The sequence below is a fragment of the Mycobacterium sp. NTMscope_Eco_3 genome (genome assembly GCF_976985685.1).
This window is the reverse complement of record NZ_CDRJYZ010000001.1, coordinates 5338015-5353708: the sequence shown is the minus strand read 5'-3', so window position 1 is coordinate 5353708 and position 15694 is coordinate 5338015. Positions and strand designations below refer to the sequence as shown.

Here is a 15694-nt window from a genome sequence, read left to right as displayed (position 1 = left end):
TAGGGGAGGATGGGTGGATGCCACGTGACGACTGGTTGGTGGGCCGCGATCGCGGCAGCGAAGCCACCGAGCGGATCTACACCGCGGCGGCCGACCTCATCGCCCGCCGAGGTTATGAAGGCTTCACGATCGAAGCCTTGGCCGCTCGTGTGCATTGCTCACCCGCGACGATTTACCGTCACGCCGGCGGCAAGTCAACCATCCGCGACGCCGTCGTCGGTATTCACGCGGCTCGCATCGTCGACGCCACACGGGAAGCCATCAAGGACCTTCGCGGCCCGGATCGCGTCGTCGCCGCCACGATCATCGCCTTGCAGCGCCTGCGGTCTGACCCACTGGCCCAGCTCATGCGGTCGATCCACGCGGCTCCGGTCAGCGACTGGGTGATCAGCTCGCCCACCGTGACGAGCTTGGCCGCCGAAATGCTGGGGCCCGACACCGATGATCCGCTGGCCGCGCAGTGGCTGATCCGCGTCTTCCTGGCGCTATGGGGTTGGCCCCTCAAGGACCCGGCCGCGGAACGGGAGTTGGTGCAACGCTTCCTCGGCTCGTCCTACACCTCGAGGAAAAGGGCGAATTGAACAGCGCGAAAAGGGGGATCGGTTTGTGGAGCCTAGGGGAATCGAACCCCTGACACCCGCCTTGCAAAGGCGGTGCTCTACCAACTGAGCTAAGGCCCCTCATCGTGACTGTGTGGTTGACCTGGGTCATCCACAGCCACGTGCCAGACCTCGACTCCACGTCGTGACCGCGCCACCGCTGCCAACACGGCGATCAGTCCCAGTGGCAGTGCGAGTCGTACGCAACGTCTTGACGGGCACATGGTTGTGGGCCTAGGAGGACTCGAACCTCCGACCTCTTCGTTATCAGCGAAGCGCTCTAACCGCCTGAGCTATAGGCCCGTACTCGCGTACGGCCGAGCGACGAGATTACCGCACCAGCCGCCCGACTCCCAAAAACGCAGCACCAGAGCTAGCCATCAGCTAGTCGCGATCGGCCAGAGTGACTTCGATGCCGCCGATCAGATCGGTGGTCAGGTTGTAGACGAACGCAGCGATGGTCGCCATCGCGGTCAGCAGCACGATGTTCACCAGCCCGATCAAGACAGCGCCGCCGAAAATCGTGCCGCTGGATACCAGTTCGCCGCTGCTGCCGCTGGTGTTGTTCAGCAGGTCACCGACGTTGCTGTTCAACTTCGACCACACACCCATGCCGCCGAGCACGAGGTAGAGGAACGCGACGGCGATCATCCACACAAAGAACAACGCCACCGAGAGCAGCAGCGACACCTTCAACGTGCTCCAGGGATCAACCCGGCGGATCTGCATGCTGGCCCGGACCGGGCCTCGCGTCCGCCGCGACACCTGCACCCGGTCGCGGTTTTCCCGGCCCTCCCGGCCTTCCGCCGGTGCCGGACGGCCGGGCGCCGACGAAGCCTCCGACGTCCGTTGTTCGGGTGCGGGCTTGCGGTGCGGGCCACGCGGCACCGGGCCGGACAGATCCGGCAATTCGCTGGCGTAGGCCTCGGCGGGAGATCCCTCGCCGCGGGCAGGCGCCGCGTCGGCGTCTTTCGAATGCGCCGCAGCGCCGGCTCCCGGCGCGGCGGTGCCCGAGATGAAGCGGTTCAGCCGGGCCTCAACCCCGCCGGCCGGACCCGACGGCCGCTTCTCGGTGGGCGGCTCGTTCTGGCGGGGCGGGGGCTGCTGGGGCCGGGCTCCGCCACGCTGCCACGGCGGACCGTCCCCGGCCTCCTGGGGACGCCCGCCCTGTGTGGGCGGCGCCGCGCGGCGCGCCCCGGCACGCTCGGCCGAACCATCCCCGTTGGGCACGTCTCCCTTTTTGGGGGCGCCCGGCTCGTTCGGTGAAGTCACCCCGGCTCCTTAGGTCTTCTACCCTGGCCGCGCAGGCGGTGCAGTCGCGTCGTGTCTGGTCGGGCTGAGTCTAAATGCCCAATTCCTCCTCGGGCCGCGCCGCGGCCCGCATCGTCATCGGGCTGAGTCTAGTGGCTTCGTGCCGACTAGCTCTCCGACTCCGCGCCACCTTCGATTTCCTCGACCGCTTCTTCCGCGTTCGCTTCGGCATTGCGGGCGATGGCCAACAGCGTGTTTTCTTCGCCGAGGTTCATCAGCCGCACGCCCTTGGTCTGCCGACCCGCCTTGCGGACCTGGCCCGCCGCGGTCCGGATGACGCCGCCTCCCGAGGTGATCGCGTACAACTCGCTGTCCTCATCGACGATCAACGCACCGACCAGCCTGCCACGCCGGCGGTCATACATCACCGTCAAGACGCCCTTGCCGCCGCGGCCCTGCACCGGATACTCCTCGATCGCGGTGCGCTTGGCGTACCCGCCGGAGGTCGCCACCAGCAGGTAGGTGCCCTCACGGACGACGTTGAGCGACAACAGATAGTCGTCGGCGTTGAAGCGCATGCCCTGCACGCCGGAGGTGGCGCGTCCCATCGGGCGCAGCGCTTCGTCGGTCGCCGAGAACCTGATGGACTGGCCGTTCGCCGACACCAGCAGCAGGTCCTCCTCGGAGGAGCACAGCACCGCGCCGACCAGCTCGTCGTTGTCACGCAGGTTGATGGCCACGATCCCGCCCGACCGGTTCGAGTCGAAGTCGGTCAGCTTGGTCTTCTTCACCAGGCCGTTGCGGGTGGCCAGCACCAGGTACGGCGCGTCCTCGTAGCCACGGATCTGGATGACCTGGGCGATGCGCTCCTCGGGCTGGAAAGCCAGCAGGTTGGCGACGTGCTGACCGCGCGCGGTACGCGAGGCCTCCGGCAGTTCGTAGGCCTTGGCGCGGTACACCCGGCCCTGCGTGGTGAAGAACAGGATCCAGTCGTGCGTCGAGCACACGAAGAAGTGCCGCACGATGTCGTCCTGCTTCAGCCCCGCGCCCTGGACGCCCTTGCCGCCGCGTTTCTGGCTGCGATACAGGTCGGTCTTGGTGCGTTTGGCGTAGCCGGTCTCGGTGATGGTGACGACGACGTCCTCGCGGGCGATCAGGTCCTCGTCGTTGACGTCGCCGTCGGCGGCGATGATCCGGGTGCGCCGCTCGTCGCCGTGCTTGTCGACGATTTCGGACAGCTCGTCGTGCACGATCCGGCGCTGCCGCTCGGGCTTGGCCAGGATGTCTTCCAGGTCGGCGATCTCGGCTTCGATCTTGGCGAGGTCGTCGACGATGCGCTGCCGCTCCAGGGCAGCCAGCCGGCGCAGCTGCATGTCCAGGGTGGCCTGGGCCTGGATTTCGTCGATATCCAGCAGGTCGATCAGGCCGGCACGCGCGATGTCCACGGTCTCCGACGCGCGGATCAGCGCGATGACCTCGTCCAGCGCGTCGAGCGCTTTGACCAGACCGCGCAAGATGTGCGCGCGTTCGTTGGCCTTGCGCAGCCGGTAGGTGGTGCGCCGGACGATGACGTCGAGTTGGTGATTGACGTAGTGGCGGATCATCTGATCGAGGCGCAGGGTGCGCGGCACCCCGTCGACGATGGCCAACATGTTCGCACCGAAGCTCGTCTGCAACTGGGTGTGCTTGTAGAGGTTGTTCAGCACCACCTTGGCGACGGCGTCGCGCTTGATCTCCACGACGATGCGCAAGCCGACCCGGTCGCTGGACTGGTCCTCGATGTTGGAGATGCCGGCGAGCTTGCCGTCGCGGACCTGCTCGGCGATCGAGGTGATGAAGTTGTCGTGGTTCACCTGGTACGGCAGCTCGGTGATGACCAGCGAGGTGCGTCCGCGTGAATCCTCTTCTATCTCAACGACTCCGCGCATCCGGATCGAGCCGCGCCCCGTGGTGTATGCGTCGTGGATGCCCTGCGACCCGACGATCAGGCCGTGGGTGGGGAAGTCGGGGCCCTTGACCCGCTCGCGGACCGCGGCCAGCGTGGCCTCCTCGTCGGCCTCGTGATTGTCCAGGCACCAGTAGACGGCTTCGGCCAGCTCGCGCAGGTTGTGCGGCGGGATGTTGGTCGCCATTCCGACGGCGATGCCACCGGACCCATTGGCCAGCAGGTTGGGGAACCGGCTGGGCAAGACGGTGGGTTCCTGCACCCGGCCGTCGTAGTTGGGGATGAAATCGACTGTCTCCTCGTCGATTTCGCGCAGCATTTCCATCGCGAGCGGCGTCAGCCGCGCTTCGGTGTTGTGGCTGACGAAACCGTTGGTGAGGAACGCATGGTCCTCGGTGTCGACGCGAAGGCTGTACACCGGCTGGACGCCGGCCTCGGTGACAAAGGCGACCTTCGCGTAATAGAAGCGTCCGTCGGTGAGTTCCGTTGCGATTGCGCGGACATCCCGGTCGGCGATGTGCGAAAGGATCTCCGCGCCCCGTGTGCGCCACCGCTGGATGCGGTCGATGTTGTGGCGGTTCAACCAGTCCTTGTCGGCCCAGCGGCTGCCGCAGTGTCGGCGGATGAACCGCGCCAGCCCGGGAACGTGGTCGCTGTCCATACCGGCACACGGCGGCATCGCGCTCAGGATACTGGTGAGCTTGGCTTGTTTGGCACCGCCGAAACCGATTTGCGCGGCGAACAGTTCGGCCTGGGCACGGTTCGTGACGACGATCTTGTGCTCCCCGACGGCGTGCCGGTAGCGGCGCGAAACGACGCCGAATTCCAGCAGCACCTGCTGGACGTCTTTTGCCAGCCGCTCGCTGCGCGTCGAGTACGAGATCTGAATCGTGTTGCGGGGCAGTACGGAGCACGACCCGTCGCCTTCGAACAGCGCCTGCAGGAACGCGCGCTTGACGCTGGCCGGCGCCTGCCAAAGCCATTCCGGTACAGCCTTGTCGGCTGAACGCTGTCCGACGACATCCCAAAGACGGCTACCCCGCAGGGCGTCGACATTGTGGATATCGAGTTCGTACAGCAGCGATCCCGACGCAATCGTCCGTTCCGACACATAACGGGTGCCGCCCACGACGGCGTCATACGCGGTGACCACCGTGTTGAAGAAGTCGCGATCGAGATTGTTGAAACCAGCGCGCGCTTCGGATACGAAGCCCTCGCTGATGAATGCCCCGAGCAGCAGGGCCTCCATGGTCGGCTGCCAGTCGGCGGGACCGATTTCCATTGGGGGAGTGCGCTGCAACACTACGCAGTCGTCGGGTCGGATCTCTTCGATCAGCTTCCACAGCAGGGTCGGTACGCCACCGACGTCGACCAGGCACAGCAGCGGGTGATTCGCTGTGCCCGTCACCTCGTAACCTTCGGCGGTGCGCACTGTGTAGGTCTGATGGTCGCCCGAATGGAACAGGCGATCAGCGGCGACGGGATTGCCGTGCCGATCGAGAACCTTCAACTCAGTCACGTTGTCCGTATTCGGCTTTGCGCCCGGGACGACGTCGCCGATCCGCACGGATTGCCCGAATGGCAACCGCACCAATGCATCCGCCGTGACGCAATACCTCATGGCCGCCGGCGGGTCGTTGCCGGGCGAACCGAAGTTGCCCTGCCCGTCGACCAAGGGATAGCGCAGCGACCACGGCTGCGCCATCCGCACCAGGGTGTCGTAGATCGAGGCGTCGCCGTGCGGGTGGTAGTTACCCATCGTCTCGGCCACCGACCGCGCCGACTTGGCGTGGCTGCGGTCCGGGCGGAACCCGGAGTCATACATCGCATAGAGCACCCGGCGGTGCACCGGCTTGAGACCGTCGCGCACCTCGGGCAGCGCGCGGCCGACGATCACGCTCATCGCGTAATCGATGTAGCTGCGCTGCATCTCCTGCTGAATGTCAACCGGCTGGATCCGGTCGACGGAGTCGTCACCTGGCGGCAGCGTGGTGTCAGTCATGTATTCCTCGTTGGTCGGTCAGCAGGGTCCAGTCCGGTGCGGCGATGATCGCTCAGACGTCCAGGAAGCGAACGTCCTTGGCATTACGGGTGATAAAGCTGCGGCGCGCGTCGACGTCCTCGCCCATCAGGATCGAGAACAGCTCGTCGGCGGCGGCGGCGTCGTCCAGCGTGACTTGGCGCAACACCCGGACGGTGGGATCCATTGTGGTTTCCCACAATTCCTTGGCGTCCATCTCGCCGAGACCCTTGTAGCGCTGAATGCCGTCGTCCTTGTTGATCTTCTTGCCCGCCTTCTGCCCGGCCTCCAGCAGGCCGTCACGCTCGCGGTCGGAGTAGGCGAATTCGGGATCGCTGCGCTGCCACTTCAGTTTGTACAGCGGCGGCTGCGCCAAAAACACGTGCCCGTGCTCGATCAGGGGCCGCATAAACCGGAACAGCAGCGTCAACAGCAGCGTCGAGATGTGCTGGCCGTCAACGTCGGCGTCGGCCATCAGCACGATCTTGTGATAGCGCAGCTTGGTGATGTCGAACTCGTCGTGAATGCCGGTGCCCAGCGCGGTGATGATCGCCTGCACTTCGGTGTTCTTCAACACCCGGTCGATCCGGGCCTTCTCGACGTTGATGATCTTCCCGCGCAGCGGAAGGATGGCCTGGAACATCGAGTCGCGGCCGCTCTTCGCCGAGCCGCCGGCCGAATCACCCTCCACCACATACAGTTCCGACTTACGCGGATCCGTCGAGCGGCAGTCGGCGAGCTTGCCGGGCAGCCCACCGAGATCGGTAGCGCTCTTGCGGCGCACCAACTCTCGCGCCTTGCGCGCGGCGATCCGGGCCTGGGCCGACGACACCGCCTTGTTGACCACCACCTTGGCGTCCGCGGGGTTGGCCTCGAACCAGTGCGTGAGTTGTTCGTTGCAGACCTTCTGCACAAACGACTTCACTTCGGTGTTGCCCAGTTTGGTCTTGGTCTGGCCCTCGAACTGGGGTTCGCTGACCTTCACCGAGATCACCGCGGCCAGGCCTTCACGAATGTCGTCGCCGGTGAGGTTCGGGTCCTTGTCTTTGAGCAGCTTCTTGTCTTTGGCGTACTTGTTCACCACCGACGTCAACGCGCTGCGGAAGCCCTCTTCGTGGGTTCCCCCCTCGTGCGTGTTGATGGTGTTGGCGAAGGTGTGCACGGATTCCGAGTAGCCGCCGTTCCACTGCATCGCGATTTCGACCTCGTGGCCCGGGCCTTTTCCGTCGAAGTCGATGATGCTCTGCTGGATCGGGCTCTTGGTGCGGTTGATGTGCTTGACGAAGTCGACGAGGCCGCCGGGGTAGTGGAAGGTACGCTGCTTAACCTTGTGCGGCGCAGTCGATTCCGCCGCCTTTTCCTGGGCCGACTTGGGCGCCTCGGCGGTGTCGCTGACGACCTCGTCGACGACCTCGTCCTGTTCGACGCGCTCGTCGGTGAGGTTGATCGTCAACCCCTTGTTCAGGAACGCCATTTCCTGCAGCCGGCGCGCCACCGTCTCGAAGTCGTACTGGGTGGTTTCGAAGATGTCGGGATCGGCCCAGAACCGGATGGTCGTGCCCGTCCTCTTGGTGGCCTCACCCTGTTTGAGGGTGCCCGGTACGGCCTTCTCGTAGTACTGCGACCACTCGTGGCCGTCGCGGGCGATGTCCACCTCGAGACGGGTCGACAGGGCGTTGACCACCGACACGCCCACGCCGTGCAGGCCACCACTGACGTTGTAACCGCTGTTCTCACCGCCGAACTTGCCGCCGGCGTGAAGTTGGGTCATCACCACGTCCACGGTGGGGGCGCCGGTCGCGTGCATCGCCACCGGGATGCCGCGCCCGTTGTCGGCGACCTCGACACTGCCGTCATCGAGGATCCGCACGTCGACCTTGTTGGCATAGCCCGCCATCGCCTCGTCGACCGAGTTGTCGACCACCTCCCAGATGAGGTGGTGCAGGCCACGCTCGCCGGTGGACCCGATGTACATGCCGGGGCGTTTGCGGACGGCCTCGAGGCCTTCGAGCACGGTGATCGCTGAAGCGCCGTAATCGTCTTGCGCCTTCTTCTTCTGGGCAGCCACGGTCGGAATGCTCTCCTTGGGGTTTCATGCGGGCGGTTCCAGTCACCGCAACAGTCGCACACGGCTAGTCTAGCGTGATCCCCCGTCCGCACCGATTTTCTAGCCGCGTTTCTACCCAGCTAACCGCGCCGTGCGGGCGATTTTCTTATTCTGGCCGCGTCCCGACGTGCATCAAGGGTGTCTACGAGATTCTGGCCGATCTGAGCGGCCTGTGGATAAAGCCCTGTCCGGGGGTCGAACGGCGTCCCGAACGACACTAACCGTAGGTGTCGCGCGGCCCTCTCCCGGAGATGTGGCGCGGCCCCTTGCGCCACGACGGCGCGGTCGGGCCGGTGATTTTCAACGATGTGACCACCCCGTCGCCGACCGCCGCGGCGATTTTGGCCAACAACTGCGCCTGAATCATCCGCAACTGCGTGGCCCACGCCGTCGATTCGGCGGCCACACTCAGCACACCGTCGTTGAGAGAGGTCGGGACCGCGTGGTCGGCGATCTGGTGGCCGACCACCGCTGTCCAGTTGCCCAGCACGGTGCCCTCGGCGACCTGCGCGGACCAACCCCGCTTTTTCGCCAGGTCGCGCGCCACCCTGCCCAACGGTTGGGGGTCACGAACGTCCGGCCCCGGGCCCGACCAGCTGCGCCGCCGACCCGCCACCCGGCGCGGGGACGGCGACACCGCGCGCCCGCGGCCGGCGTCTTTCCCCTGGGCCCGTGCCGCGGCCCGCGCCTCCTCGAGGGTGCGCCTGACCAAGTCGATGCCGCGCAGCTCGCTCGGCGGTCCGCCGGCCTCGGGACCCGGGCCTTCTCCCGTGCCGGTCACGCGCGCATCTCCGATACCCGCCCCGAGTCGCTGTCGCGTAAGTCGACGTAGACCTGTCGAACGTCCCAGCCCGCCGGGATGTCCTCGACCACGGCGGCCGTGACCAGCACCTGCTCTGCCGATTCGGCCACCGCGGCCAGCGCGCGGCGCCGCGCGGCGTCGAGCTCGGCGAACACGTCGTCAAGCAACAACACCGGGTCACTTTCGTCGGCGCGCAGCAACTCGTAGGCGGCGAGCCTCAGCGCCAACGCGAACGACCACGATTCCCCATGGCTGGCAAAGCCTTTCGCCGGCTGATCACCGAGCCACAGTTCCAGGTCGTCGCGGTGCGGGCCGACCAAACACATGCCGCGCTCCAACTCCGCATCGCGGCGCGCCGACAACGCCGCCAACAAAGCAGCTTCCAGGAATTCCCGGTCACCGCCGGCGACATCCGCCGCGGCGTCGGCACCGAGGCTGGATCGGTAGTTGATCGACGCCACCCGCGATCCCGGGGCCAACAGCTGATAGGCCTTCTCGACCTCGGGCGCCAACTGGTTCACCAAATCGATACGGGCGGCCATCAATTGGGCACCGTGTTCGGCCAGGCGACTGTCCCAGACGTCGAGCGTGTCCAGTGCGCCTCGATCGCCCCGATACCGCGCCCCGGACACGGATTTCAACAACGCGGTCCGCTGCCGCAAGACTTTTTCGTAATCGGCGCGCACCGCCGCTACCGCCGGGCGACGCACCGTCGCCAGGTCGTCGAGATAGCGCCGCCGCTCCGACGGGTCACCACGCACCAACGCCAAATCCTCGGGAGCGAACAACACCGCGCGCAGGACGCCGATGACCTCGCGGGTGCTGCGCACCGGTGAACGGTTCAGCCGCGCCTTATTCGCCCGCCCCGCAGCGATTTCCAGATCGACCGCACATTCCCTGCCCTCGTTGACCACGATCGTGGAAACCACCGCCCGGGCGGCGCCGGCCCGGATCAACGGTGCGTCAGTTCCCACCCGGTGTGAACCCAAGGTGCTCGAATACCACAGCGCCTCAAGAAGATTCGTTTTCCCGAATCCATTCGAACCAATGAAGACCGTCCGACCGGGTTGCAAGTCGAGGTCGGCCTGTGCCCAGGACCGGAAGTCGCGCAGTCCTAAATGCCGAACGTACACCTAGCCAGGCAACCGGACGGGCATCAACAGGTAGACGTAATCGGTCGGTAGCGCGCTGAAAGGGCCCGTGCCGGTCGGGTGGCTGTCATCGTCCAGCGCCGGGCGCAACAGCGCCGGCTTGCCCGGGGTCGTGAAACCAAACGACACCCGCTCGGAATGAACCGATCCCAGCCCGTCGGTCAAGTACGTCGGGTTGAAGGCAATCGTCAGCGGCTCGCCGGCGAAATCGATCGCCAGGTCTTCCTCGGCCCGACCGACATCGTCGGCCCCCGCGGACAGCCGCAGAGATCCCTCACTGAATTCCATCCGCACCTGGGCGCCTCGGTCGGCGACCAGCGCCACCAACTTGATCGCCTCGGTCAACTCCGACACGTTGATCGTCGCGACGGCGGTGTGCTCGGCCGGCAACAGCTGGCGGAACTTCGGGAATTCCGCGTCGAGCAGGCGCGTGGTGCTGCGCTTGCCGTTCCCGCTGATGCCGAGCAAGCCGTCTTTTCCGACGCCGGCGCCCGCACCCAGCGACAAACGAACCTCAGAACCGTCGGTGCCGGCCCGGGCGGCTTCGGCCAGCGTCTTGGCCGGGACCAGGACCGCGGCTTCGATGTCCGGTGAGGCCGCCGACCAGGTCAACTCGCGAACCGCCAACCGGAACCGATCGGTGGCGGCCAAGACCACCGTGTCTCCCGAAATCTCAACCCGGATGCCGGTCAACATGGGCAACGTGTCGTCGCGGCCGGCCGCGATGGCCACCTGGCTGATCGCCTCGGCGAACAAATCGGCGGGCAGCGTCCCCGTCTCGTCCGGCAGGGCCGGCAGCGTCGGGTAATCCTCGACCGCCATCGTCGGCAACGAGAACCTGGCGTTCCCACAGTTCAGCGCCACCCGATTGCCGTCGACGTAGAAATCGATCGGCTTGTTCGGCAACGCCCGGACGATGTCTGACAACAGCCGTCCGGAGACCAAAACACTTCCAGGAGAAGCGATTTCGGCCGCTACCTGCGCTTCCGCGGATACTTCGTAATCGAACCCGGAGATCGTCAGGCCGTCATCGGTCCCGGACAGCAGCACACCGGACAGCACCGGCACCGCGGGTCTGGACGGCAGGTTCTTCGCCACCCACGACACCGCGTCGGCGAAAGTCTCCCGCACCAAACGAAACTTCAAGTCGCTGAGGCCAGCCGTTGTCGTCGCCGCGTCCATAGCGTCCCTTCACCTTCAGCGTTTTCGAATCCATTTTGGCTAGCCTCCCCCCGCTAGCACGGGGCCCCGCCACGAGCGCCGGTGACGCGATGCGCCGACGACGACCGTAACGGCAGTCGAAGAACAACCGTAGATCCTCCGGGGCCATCTTGAAAGCTAATCGCAAAGGCCGACAAAACGATCTGACGATGGCTCTGACGGGGGGTGTGCACCGAACGTCCCCAAGCCTGTATTTCAAAGAAGAACCGATGAAGAGATCTCAGTAACAGTATTAAGGCCTGTGCATTTTGGGGACAGAGCCGTCCCGGTGCAGCTAGCGCGACGATCGGGATGTGGATCGCGGCGCGGCGGGTGTGAGTCGTGTGTGGGTCCAGTTGGGGACGAACGACAGGTGTGTACCGACCGCCCAATATTGCACCGGTGTATGAGCGCGGTGTGCACAGGCTACGCACAAGCCCTGGGTGTGGCGGATGTGACGGACGCGCGAGAAGTTTCTCGAAAAAATTAGCCGCCGAGGCCTCGAAACGCAGGATTCAGCGCTTGGAGCGCTGCCGGATGCGAGTGGTGAGCTCCTTGACGTGATCAAAAACTTCACGCCGCTCGGCCATCTCGGACAAAATCTTGCGCTGCGCGTACATGACCGTGGTGTGGTCGCGGCCGAAGGCCTGCCCGATCTTGGGCAGCGACAGATCGGTGAGCTCACGGCACAGATACATCGCGATCTGGCGTGACTGGGCCAGCGCCCGCGTCTTGCCCGGGCCGCGGAGTTCCTCCACGGTGGTGTCGAAGTATTCGGCGGTGGCGGCCATGATGGTGGCCGCACTGATCTGCATGGTGCTCGCGTCGGCGATCAAATCGCGAAGCACGATTTCCGCCAGCGCCTTGTCGATCGGGGTTTTATTCAGCGAGGCGAACGCGGTCACCCGGATCAGGGCGCCCTCGAGCTCGCGGATGTTGCGCTCGATGCTGCTGGCGATGAGTTCGAGGACGTCGTCCGGGACCGCGAGGCGCTCCATCTGAGCCTTCTTGCGCAAGATCGCGATCCGGGTTTCCAGCTCCGGAGGCTGCACGTCGGTGATCAGACCCCACTCGAACCGCGTTCGGAGCCGGTCTTCCAGGGTGGCCAGCTGTTTGGGCGGCCGGTCCGAGGAGATGACGATCTGCTTGTTGGCGTTGTGCAACGTGTTGAAGGTGTGGAAGAACTCTTCCTGGATCCCTTCCTTGCCCTCGATGAACTGAATGTCATCGACGAGCAGCACGTCGACGTCGCGATAGCTGCGCTTGAAAGCCACCTTGCGGTCGTCGCGCAGCGAGTTGATGAAGTCGTTGGTGAATTCCTCGGTGGAGACGTACTTGACCCGCATCCCCGGAAACAGACGCTGCGCGTAATTGCCGGCGGCATGCAGCAGGTGGGTCTTACCGAGACCGGATTCACCCCAGATGAACAGGGGGTTGTACGCGCGGGCCGGGGCCTCGGCGATCGCCAGGGCCGCGGCATGGGCGAACCGGTTGGAGGCGCCGATGACGAACGTGTCGAAGGTGTAGCGGCGGTTGAGGCTCGTGACGGCGGCGACGGCGGGGTCGATGGCGTGCGGCCGCTCGGTGAAGTAGTTCGGCCAGCCGGGCTGCGCGCCGTCGACGGCCGCGCCGTTGTCGAACGGTTCGTCGGTGTCGAAGGTGGCGTCGTCACCCAGGACGGAGCCGTCGGACCCGGGGAAAGGTTCCGCCGGCGGGATCAACGCGTCCTCGACATCGTCGGGTGGGGGAGCGATGCGGACCCCCAGTTGGATCTGTTGCCCGAGCCGGCGGCTGAGCGCATCGGTGATCGGGGCCCGCAGATGACGTTCGATTTCGTTTTGCACGAAGCTGCTCGGTACCGACAGCAGGGCAAACCCCTCGACGATCGTCAGCGGCCGGACCAGATTCAGCCATGCCCTTTGCTGCGGGGTGAGGGGAGTAACCAGGGTGGTGCGGTTGGCGGCCACGCCGTCTGCGGTGGGGTCGCCGTTGAGCTCGGAAACGACCGCATTCCACACTGTCGTGAAGCCTGAACCCGGGTCATCGGTCAACGACGCATCTCCCTGGTTCTCGAACGTCCCGGGTCGAAGTACAACTCACGCCTGGCGACAAAACGGCTGTCCACATAGTTATACACAGGTGTGGACAGGGTGATCGTATGCGAGCCACAACCTACCGGCGACGGCTCGCGATCTCCGCGCTGGAAGAAAACCCAAAAAGGTTGTCTAGGCAGCTAGTCGATCCACCATCCTCGCTTCGTTGTCGAGCGCTGGTTCAGTCTAAAACGACTTGGGCAGAAGCTAACAGTTTTCCGTGCGGCTGCCAACCGTTCCGCTGCATTCCAATCGGGTCGTTTAGGGTCAGTGGGGCCTTGGTTCGGCTCGTCATCGTAGTCACGTCGGAGGTGAGTGTGACCGGAACGGAAAATCTCTCGCCCACCCCCCGCGGCTGCGTTGCGGCAGGCCAGGTTTGACCAGGCGAAGGCTCGTCAGTACCCTCAAACAGTCGCCCGAAAGTCGGCGATACGGCTGCGACCCAGAACCACATGGGGACCGCGCCGGCCAGTAGCAGCAAGACCACCTCCGGTCCGAACGCAGACGAGCCCGAAGCGAAACGTCTGAGCGGCCGGATGGCAAACAACGAGGAGAACGTCGTGGCCAAGGGCAAGCGGACCTTCCAGCCGAATAACCGGCGCCGAGCCCGCGTGCATGGCTTCCGCTTGCGGATGCGCACTCGTGCCGGACGCGCGATCGTGTCCGGTCGTCGCCGCAAGGGCCGCCGCGCGTTATCTGCCTGATCGCGGGTCAGGTCGTTCGGCGGTGCTTCCCGCACGCAACCGCATGACGCGGTCAATTGAGTTTGACGCGACGGTGAAACACGGGATCCGCATGACACAGCCCGACATCGTCGTTCATTTCCGGCGCGAAACCGGCGCCGGCGACGGCGCGATGGCGCCACACGTCGGACTGGTTGTCGGCAAGCCCGTCGGTTCGGCCGTGGAACGTCACCGGGTCGCGCGCCGGCTGCGACATGTGGCCCGCACGATCCTGGGCGAACTCCAGGAGTCCGATCGGCTGGTGATCCGGGCGCTGCCTGGTAGCCGGACCGCGTCGTCGGCTCGATTGGAGCAGGAACTGCGGCGGTGTTTGCGACGGATGCCTGCGACGGGAATCGCACCGTGACGAGAAGGTCTCCGGTGGGTGCGCTCACCCACACCGTCGGAAGGTCCGTTGCGCGGGGACTGATTTTCCTTATCCAGCTCTACCGGCATATGGTGTCGCCGCTACGTCCGGCGACCTGTCGCTTCGTTCCGACCTGCAGCCAGTACACGGTCGATGCGCTGAACGAGTACGGGCTGATTCGGGGGAGCTGGTTGGCTGCGGCCAGACTCGCCAAGTGCGGACCATGGCACAAGGGTGGATGGGATCCGATACCGGATCGCCCCGGCTGCCAAGGGAATTGCCAAGATGCCAGCGACGCTTGGGCCGTCCGAGCGACGCGAGGGGAGAGTGAATCCTTTGTCCTTTGACGTTTTCAGCCTTGACTTCGTCTACTACCCGGTGTCGTGGATCATGTGGGTTTGGTACAAGCTGTTCGCCTCCATGCTGGGCCCGTCGAACTTTTTCGCCTGGGCGCTGTCGGTGATGTTCTTGGTCTTCACGCTGCGCGCGCTGCTCTACAAACCGTTCGTGCGACAGATCCGCACCACGCGCCAGATGCAGGAGCTGCAGCCGCAAATCAAGGCGCTGCAGAAGAAGTACGGCAAGGACCGCCAGCGCATGGCGCTCGAGATGCAGAAGCTACAGCGCGAACACGGCTTCAACCCGATTCTCGGCTGCCTGCCGATGCTGGCGCAGATCCCGGTGTTCCTGGGTCTGTATCACGTGTTGCGCTCGTTCAACCGAACCACCGGCGGGTTCGGTCAGATGCAACTGACCGTCGCCCAGAACCGTCTAACGGGAAACTATGTGTTCACCCCGACGGACGTCGCGCACTTCCTGGACGCCAATTTGTTCGGCGCACCGATCGGCGCGTTCATGACGCAGCGCACCGGTCTGGACGCGTTCACGTTCTTCGACCGACCGGCCGTGATCGCTGTTGGCCTACCGGTGATGATCCTGGCCGGCGTCGCGACGTACTTCAACAGCCGGGCGTCGGTGGCGAGGCAGAGCCCGGAGGCGGCCGCCAACCCGCAGACCGCGATGATGAACAAGCTTGCGCTGTATGTGTTTCCGCTCGGCGTGGTGGTCGGTGGCCCGTTCCTTCCACTGGCGATCATCCTGTACTGGTTCGCGAACAACATCTGGACCTTCGGCCAGCAGCACTACGTGTTCGGGATGATCGAAAAAGAGGACGAAGCCAAGAAGCAGGAAGCGATCGCGCGACGGGCGGCGAACGCACCGGCTCCGGGAGCCAAACCCAAGCGGAACCCGAAGACGGCGCCGCCGGACGGGAACGGTTCGGCGAAGGCCGGCGCGGACGCCGAGGCGCCCGGCCCCGCCGAGGTGGATTCCGAGGGCGCCGACGCGCAGGCGACGGAAACCACCGAGACGCCAAGCAATCGCACCCCGCGGCCGGGGGCGAGGCCGAAGAAACGCAAACGCTGACACGGGCGGACA

Annotated in this window: 12 protein-coding genes and 2 tRNA genes; 5 read left to right on the top strand and 9 right to left on the bottom strand. The window is 65.4% G+C overall.

What is annotated here, in order from left to right; all coding sequences use genetic code 11:
• Positions 1–17 precede the first annotated feature (17 nt).
• Positions 18–581: a TetR/AcrR family transcriptional regulator gene (locus AC0KTM_RS24865; protein ID WP_225329884.1), complete on the top strand. Its 564-nt coding sequence runs from the start codon at positions 18–20 to the stop codon at positions 579–581.
• A gap of 26 nt (positions 582–607) precedes the next feature.
• Here the strand turns inward: AC0KTM_RS24865 and AC0KTM_RS24860 are convergent.
• The 9 genes from AC0KTM_RS24860 to dnaA form a co-directional block, all read right to left on the bottom strand.
• Positions 608–680, bottom strand: a tRNA-Ala gene (locus AC0KTM_RS24860).
• Between the two features lie 148 nt (positions 681–828).
• Positions 829–902 (bottom strand) — tRNA-Ile (locus AC0KTM_RS24855).
• An 81-nt stretch (positions 903–983) separates the two neighbouring features.
• Positions 984–1871, bottom strand: coding sequence for a DUF3566 domain-containing protein (locus AC0KTM_RS24850; RefSeq protein WP_225329883.1), 888 nt, complete (start codon positions 1869–1871; stop codon positions 984–986).
• Positions 1872–2017: 146 nt separating this feature from the next.
• Positions 2018–5797, bottom strand: coding sequence for an intein-containing DNA gyrase subunit A (gene gyrA, locus AC0KTM_RS24845; protein ID WP_472416963.1), 3780 nt, complete (start codon positions 5795–5797; stop codon positions 2018–2020).
• Positions 5798–5849: 52 nt separating this feature from the next.
• Positions 5850–7883 carry a DNA topoisomerase (ATP-hydrolyzing) subunit B gene (gene gyrB / locus AC0KTM_RS24840; RefSeq protein ID WP_225329881.1) on the bottom strand — a complete coding sequence of 678 codons (2034 nt, stop codon included), beginning with the start codon at positions 7881–7883 and terminating at the stop codon, positions 5850–5852.
• Positions 7884–8139: 256 nt separating this feature from the next.
• Positions 8140–8703: a DUF721 family protein gene (locus tag AC0KTM_RS24835; protein WP_225329880.1), complete on the bottom strand. Its 564-nt coding sequence runs from the start codon at positions 8701–8703 to the stop codon at positions 8140–8142.
• The gene (gene recF / locus AC0KTM_RS24830) at positions 8700–9857 is read right to left on the bottom strand and encodes a DNA replication/repair protein RecF (protein ID WP_472416961.1); all 1158 of its coding nucleotides are present in this window, start codon (positions 9855–9857) and stop codon (positions 8700–8702) included. The genes AC0KTM_RS24835 and recF overlap by 4 nt, the downstream gene beginning before the upstream one ends.
• Positions 9858–11057: a DNA polymerase III subunit beta gene (gene dnaN, locus AC0KTM_RS24825; protein WP_225329878.1), complete on the bottom strand. Its 1200-nt coding sequence runs from the start codon at positions 11055–11057 to the stop codon at positions 9858–9860.
• A gap of 533 nt (positions 11058–11590) precedes the next feature.
• Positions 11591–13126: a chromosomal replication initiator protein DnaA gene (gene dnaA / locus AC0KTM_RS24820; RefSeq protein ID WP_472416959.1), complete on the bottom strand. Its 1536-nt coding sequence runs from the start codon at positions 13124–13126 to the stop codon at positions 11591–11593.
• Between the two features lie 602 nt (positions 13127–13728).
• Between dnaA and rpmH the strand changes: the two genes are divergently transcribed.
• From rpmH to yidC, 4 genes are read left to right on the top strand one after another with little or no spacing between them, the layout of a single operon-like run.
• Positions 13729–13872 (top strand): 50S ribosomal protein L34, encoded by a 144-nt coding sequence (gene rpmH, locus AC0KTM_RS24815; protein ID WP_003874369.1) that lies wholly within the window; start codon positions 13729–13731, stop codon positions 13870–13872.
• A gap of 22 nt (positions 13873–13894) precedes the next feature.
• Entirely contained in the window at positions 13895–14257 is a 363-nt protein-coding gene (rnpA, locus tag AC0KTM_RS24810) for a ribonuclease P protein component (RefSeq protein ID WP_472416957.1), read from the top strand.
• Positions 14254–14604, top strand: coding sequence for a membrane protein insertion efficiency factor YidD (gene yidD / locus AC0KTM_RS24805; protein ID WP_472417561.1), 351 nt, complete (start codon positions 14254–14256; stop codon positions 14602–14604). The genes rnpA and yidD overlap by 4 nt, the downstream gene beginning before the upstream one ends.
• Entirely contained in the window at positions 14543–15682 is a 1140-nt protein-coding gene (yidC, locus tag AC0KTM_RS24800; RefSeq protein WP_472416955.1) for a membrane protein insertase YidC, read from the top strand. Before yidD ends, yidC begins: the two co-directional genes overlap by 62 nt.
• The last annotated feature ends 12 nt before the right edge of the window (positions 15683–15694 follow it).

Excerpts from the sequence above, each read along its gene's own strand:
- AC0KTM_RS24865 (WP_225329884.1), top strand. The coding sequence starts at position 18 with ATGCCACGTGACGACTGGTTGGTGGGCCGCGATCGCGGCAGCGAAGCC.
- gyrA (WP_472416963.1), bottom strand. The coding sequence starts at position 5,797 with ATGACTGACACCACGCTGCCGCCAGGTGACGACTCCGTCGACCGGATC.
- dnaN (WP_225329878.1), bottom strand. The coding sequence starts at position 11,057 with ATGGACGCGGCGACGACAACGGCTGGCCTCAGCGACTTGAAGTTTCGT.
- yidC (WP_472416955.1), top strand. The coding sequence starts at position 14,543 with ATGCCAGCGACGCTTGGGCCGTCCGAGCGACGCGAGGGGAGAGTGAAT.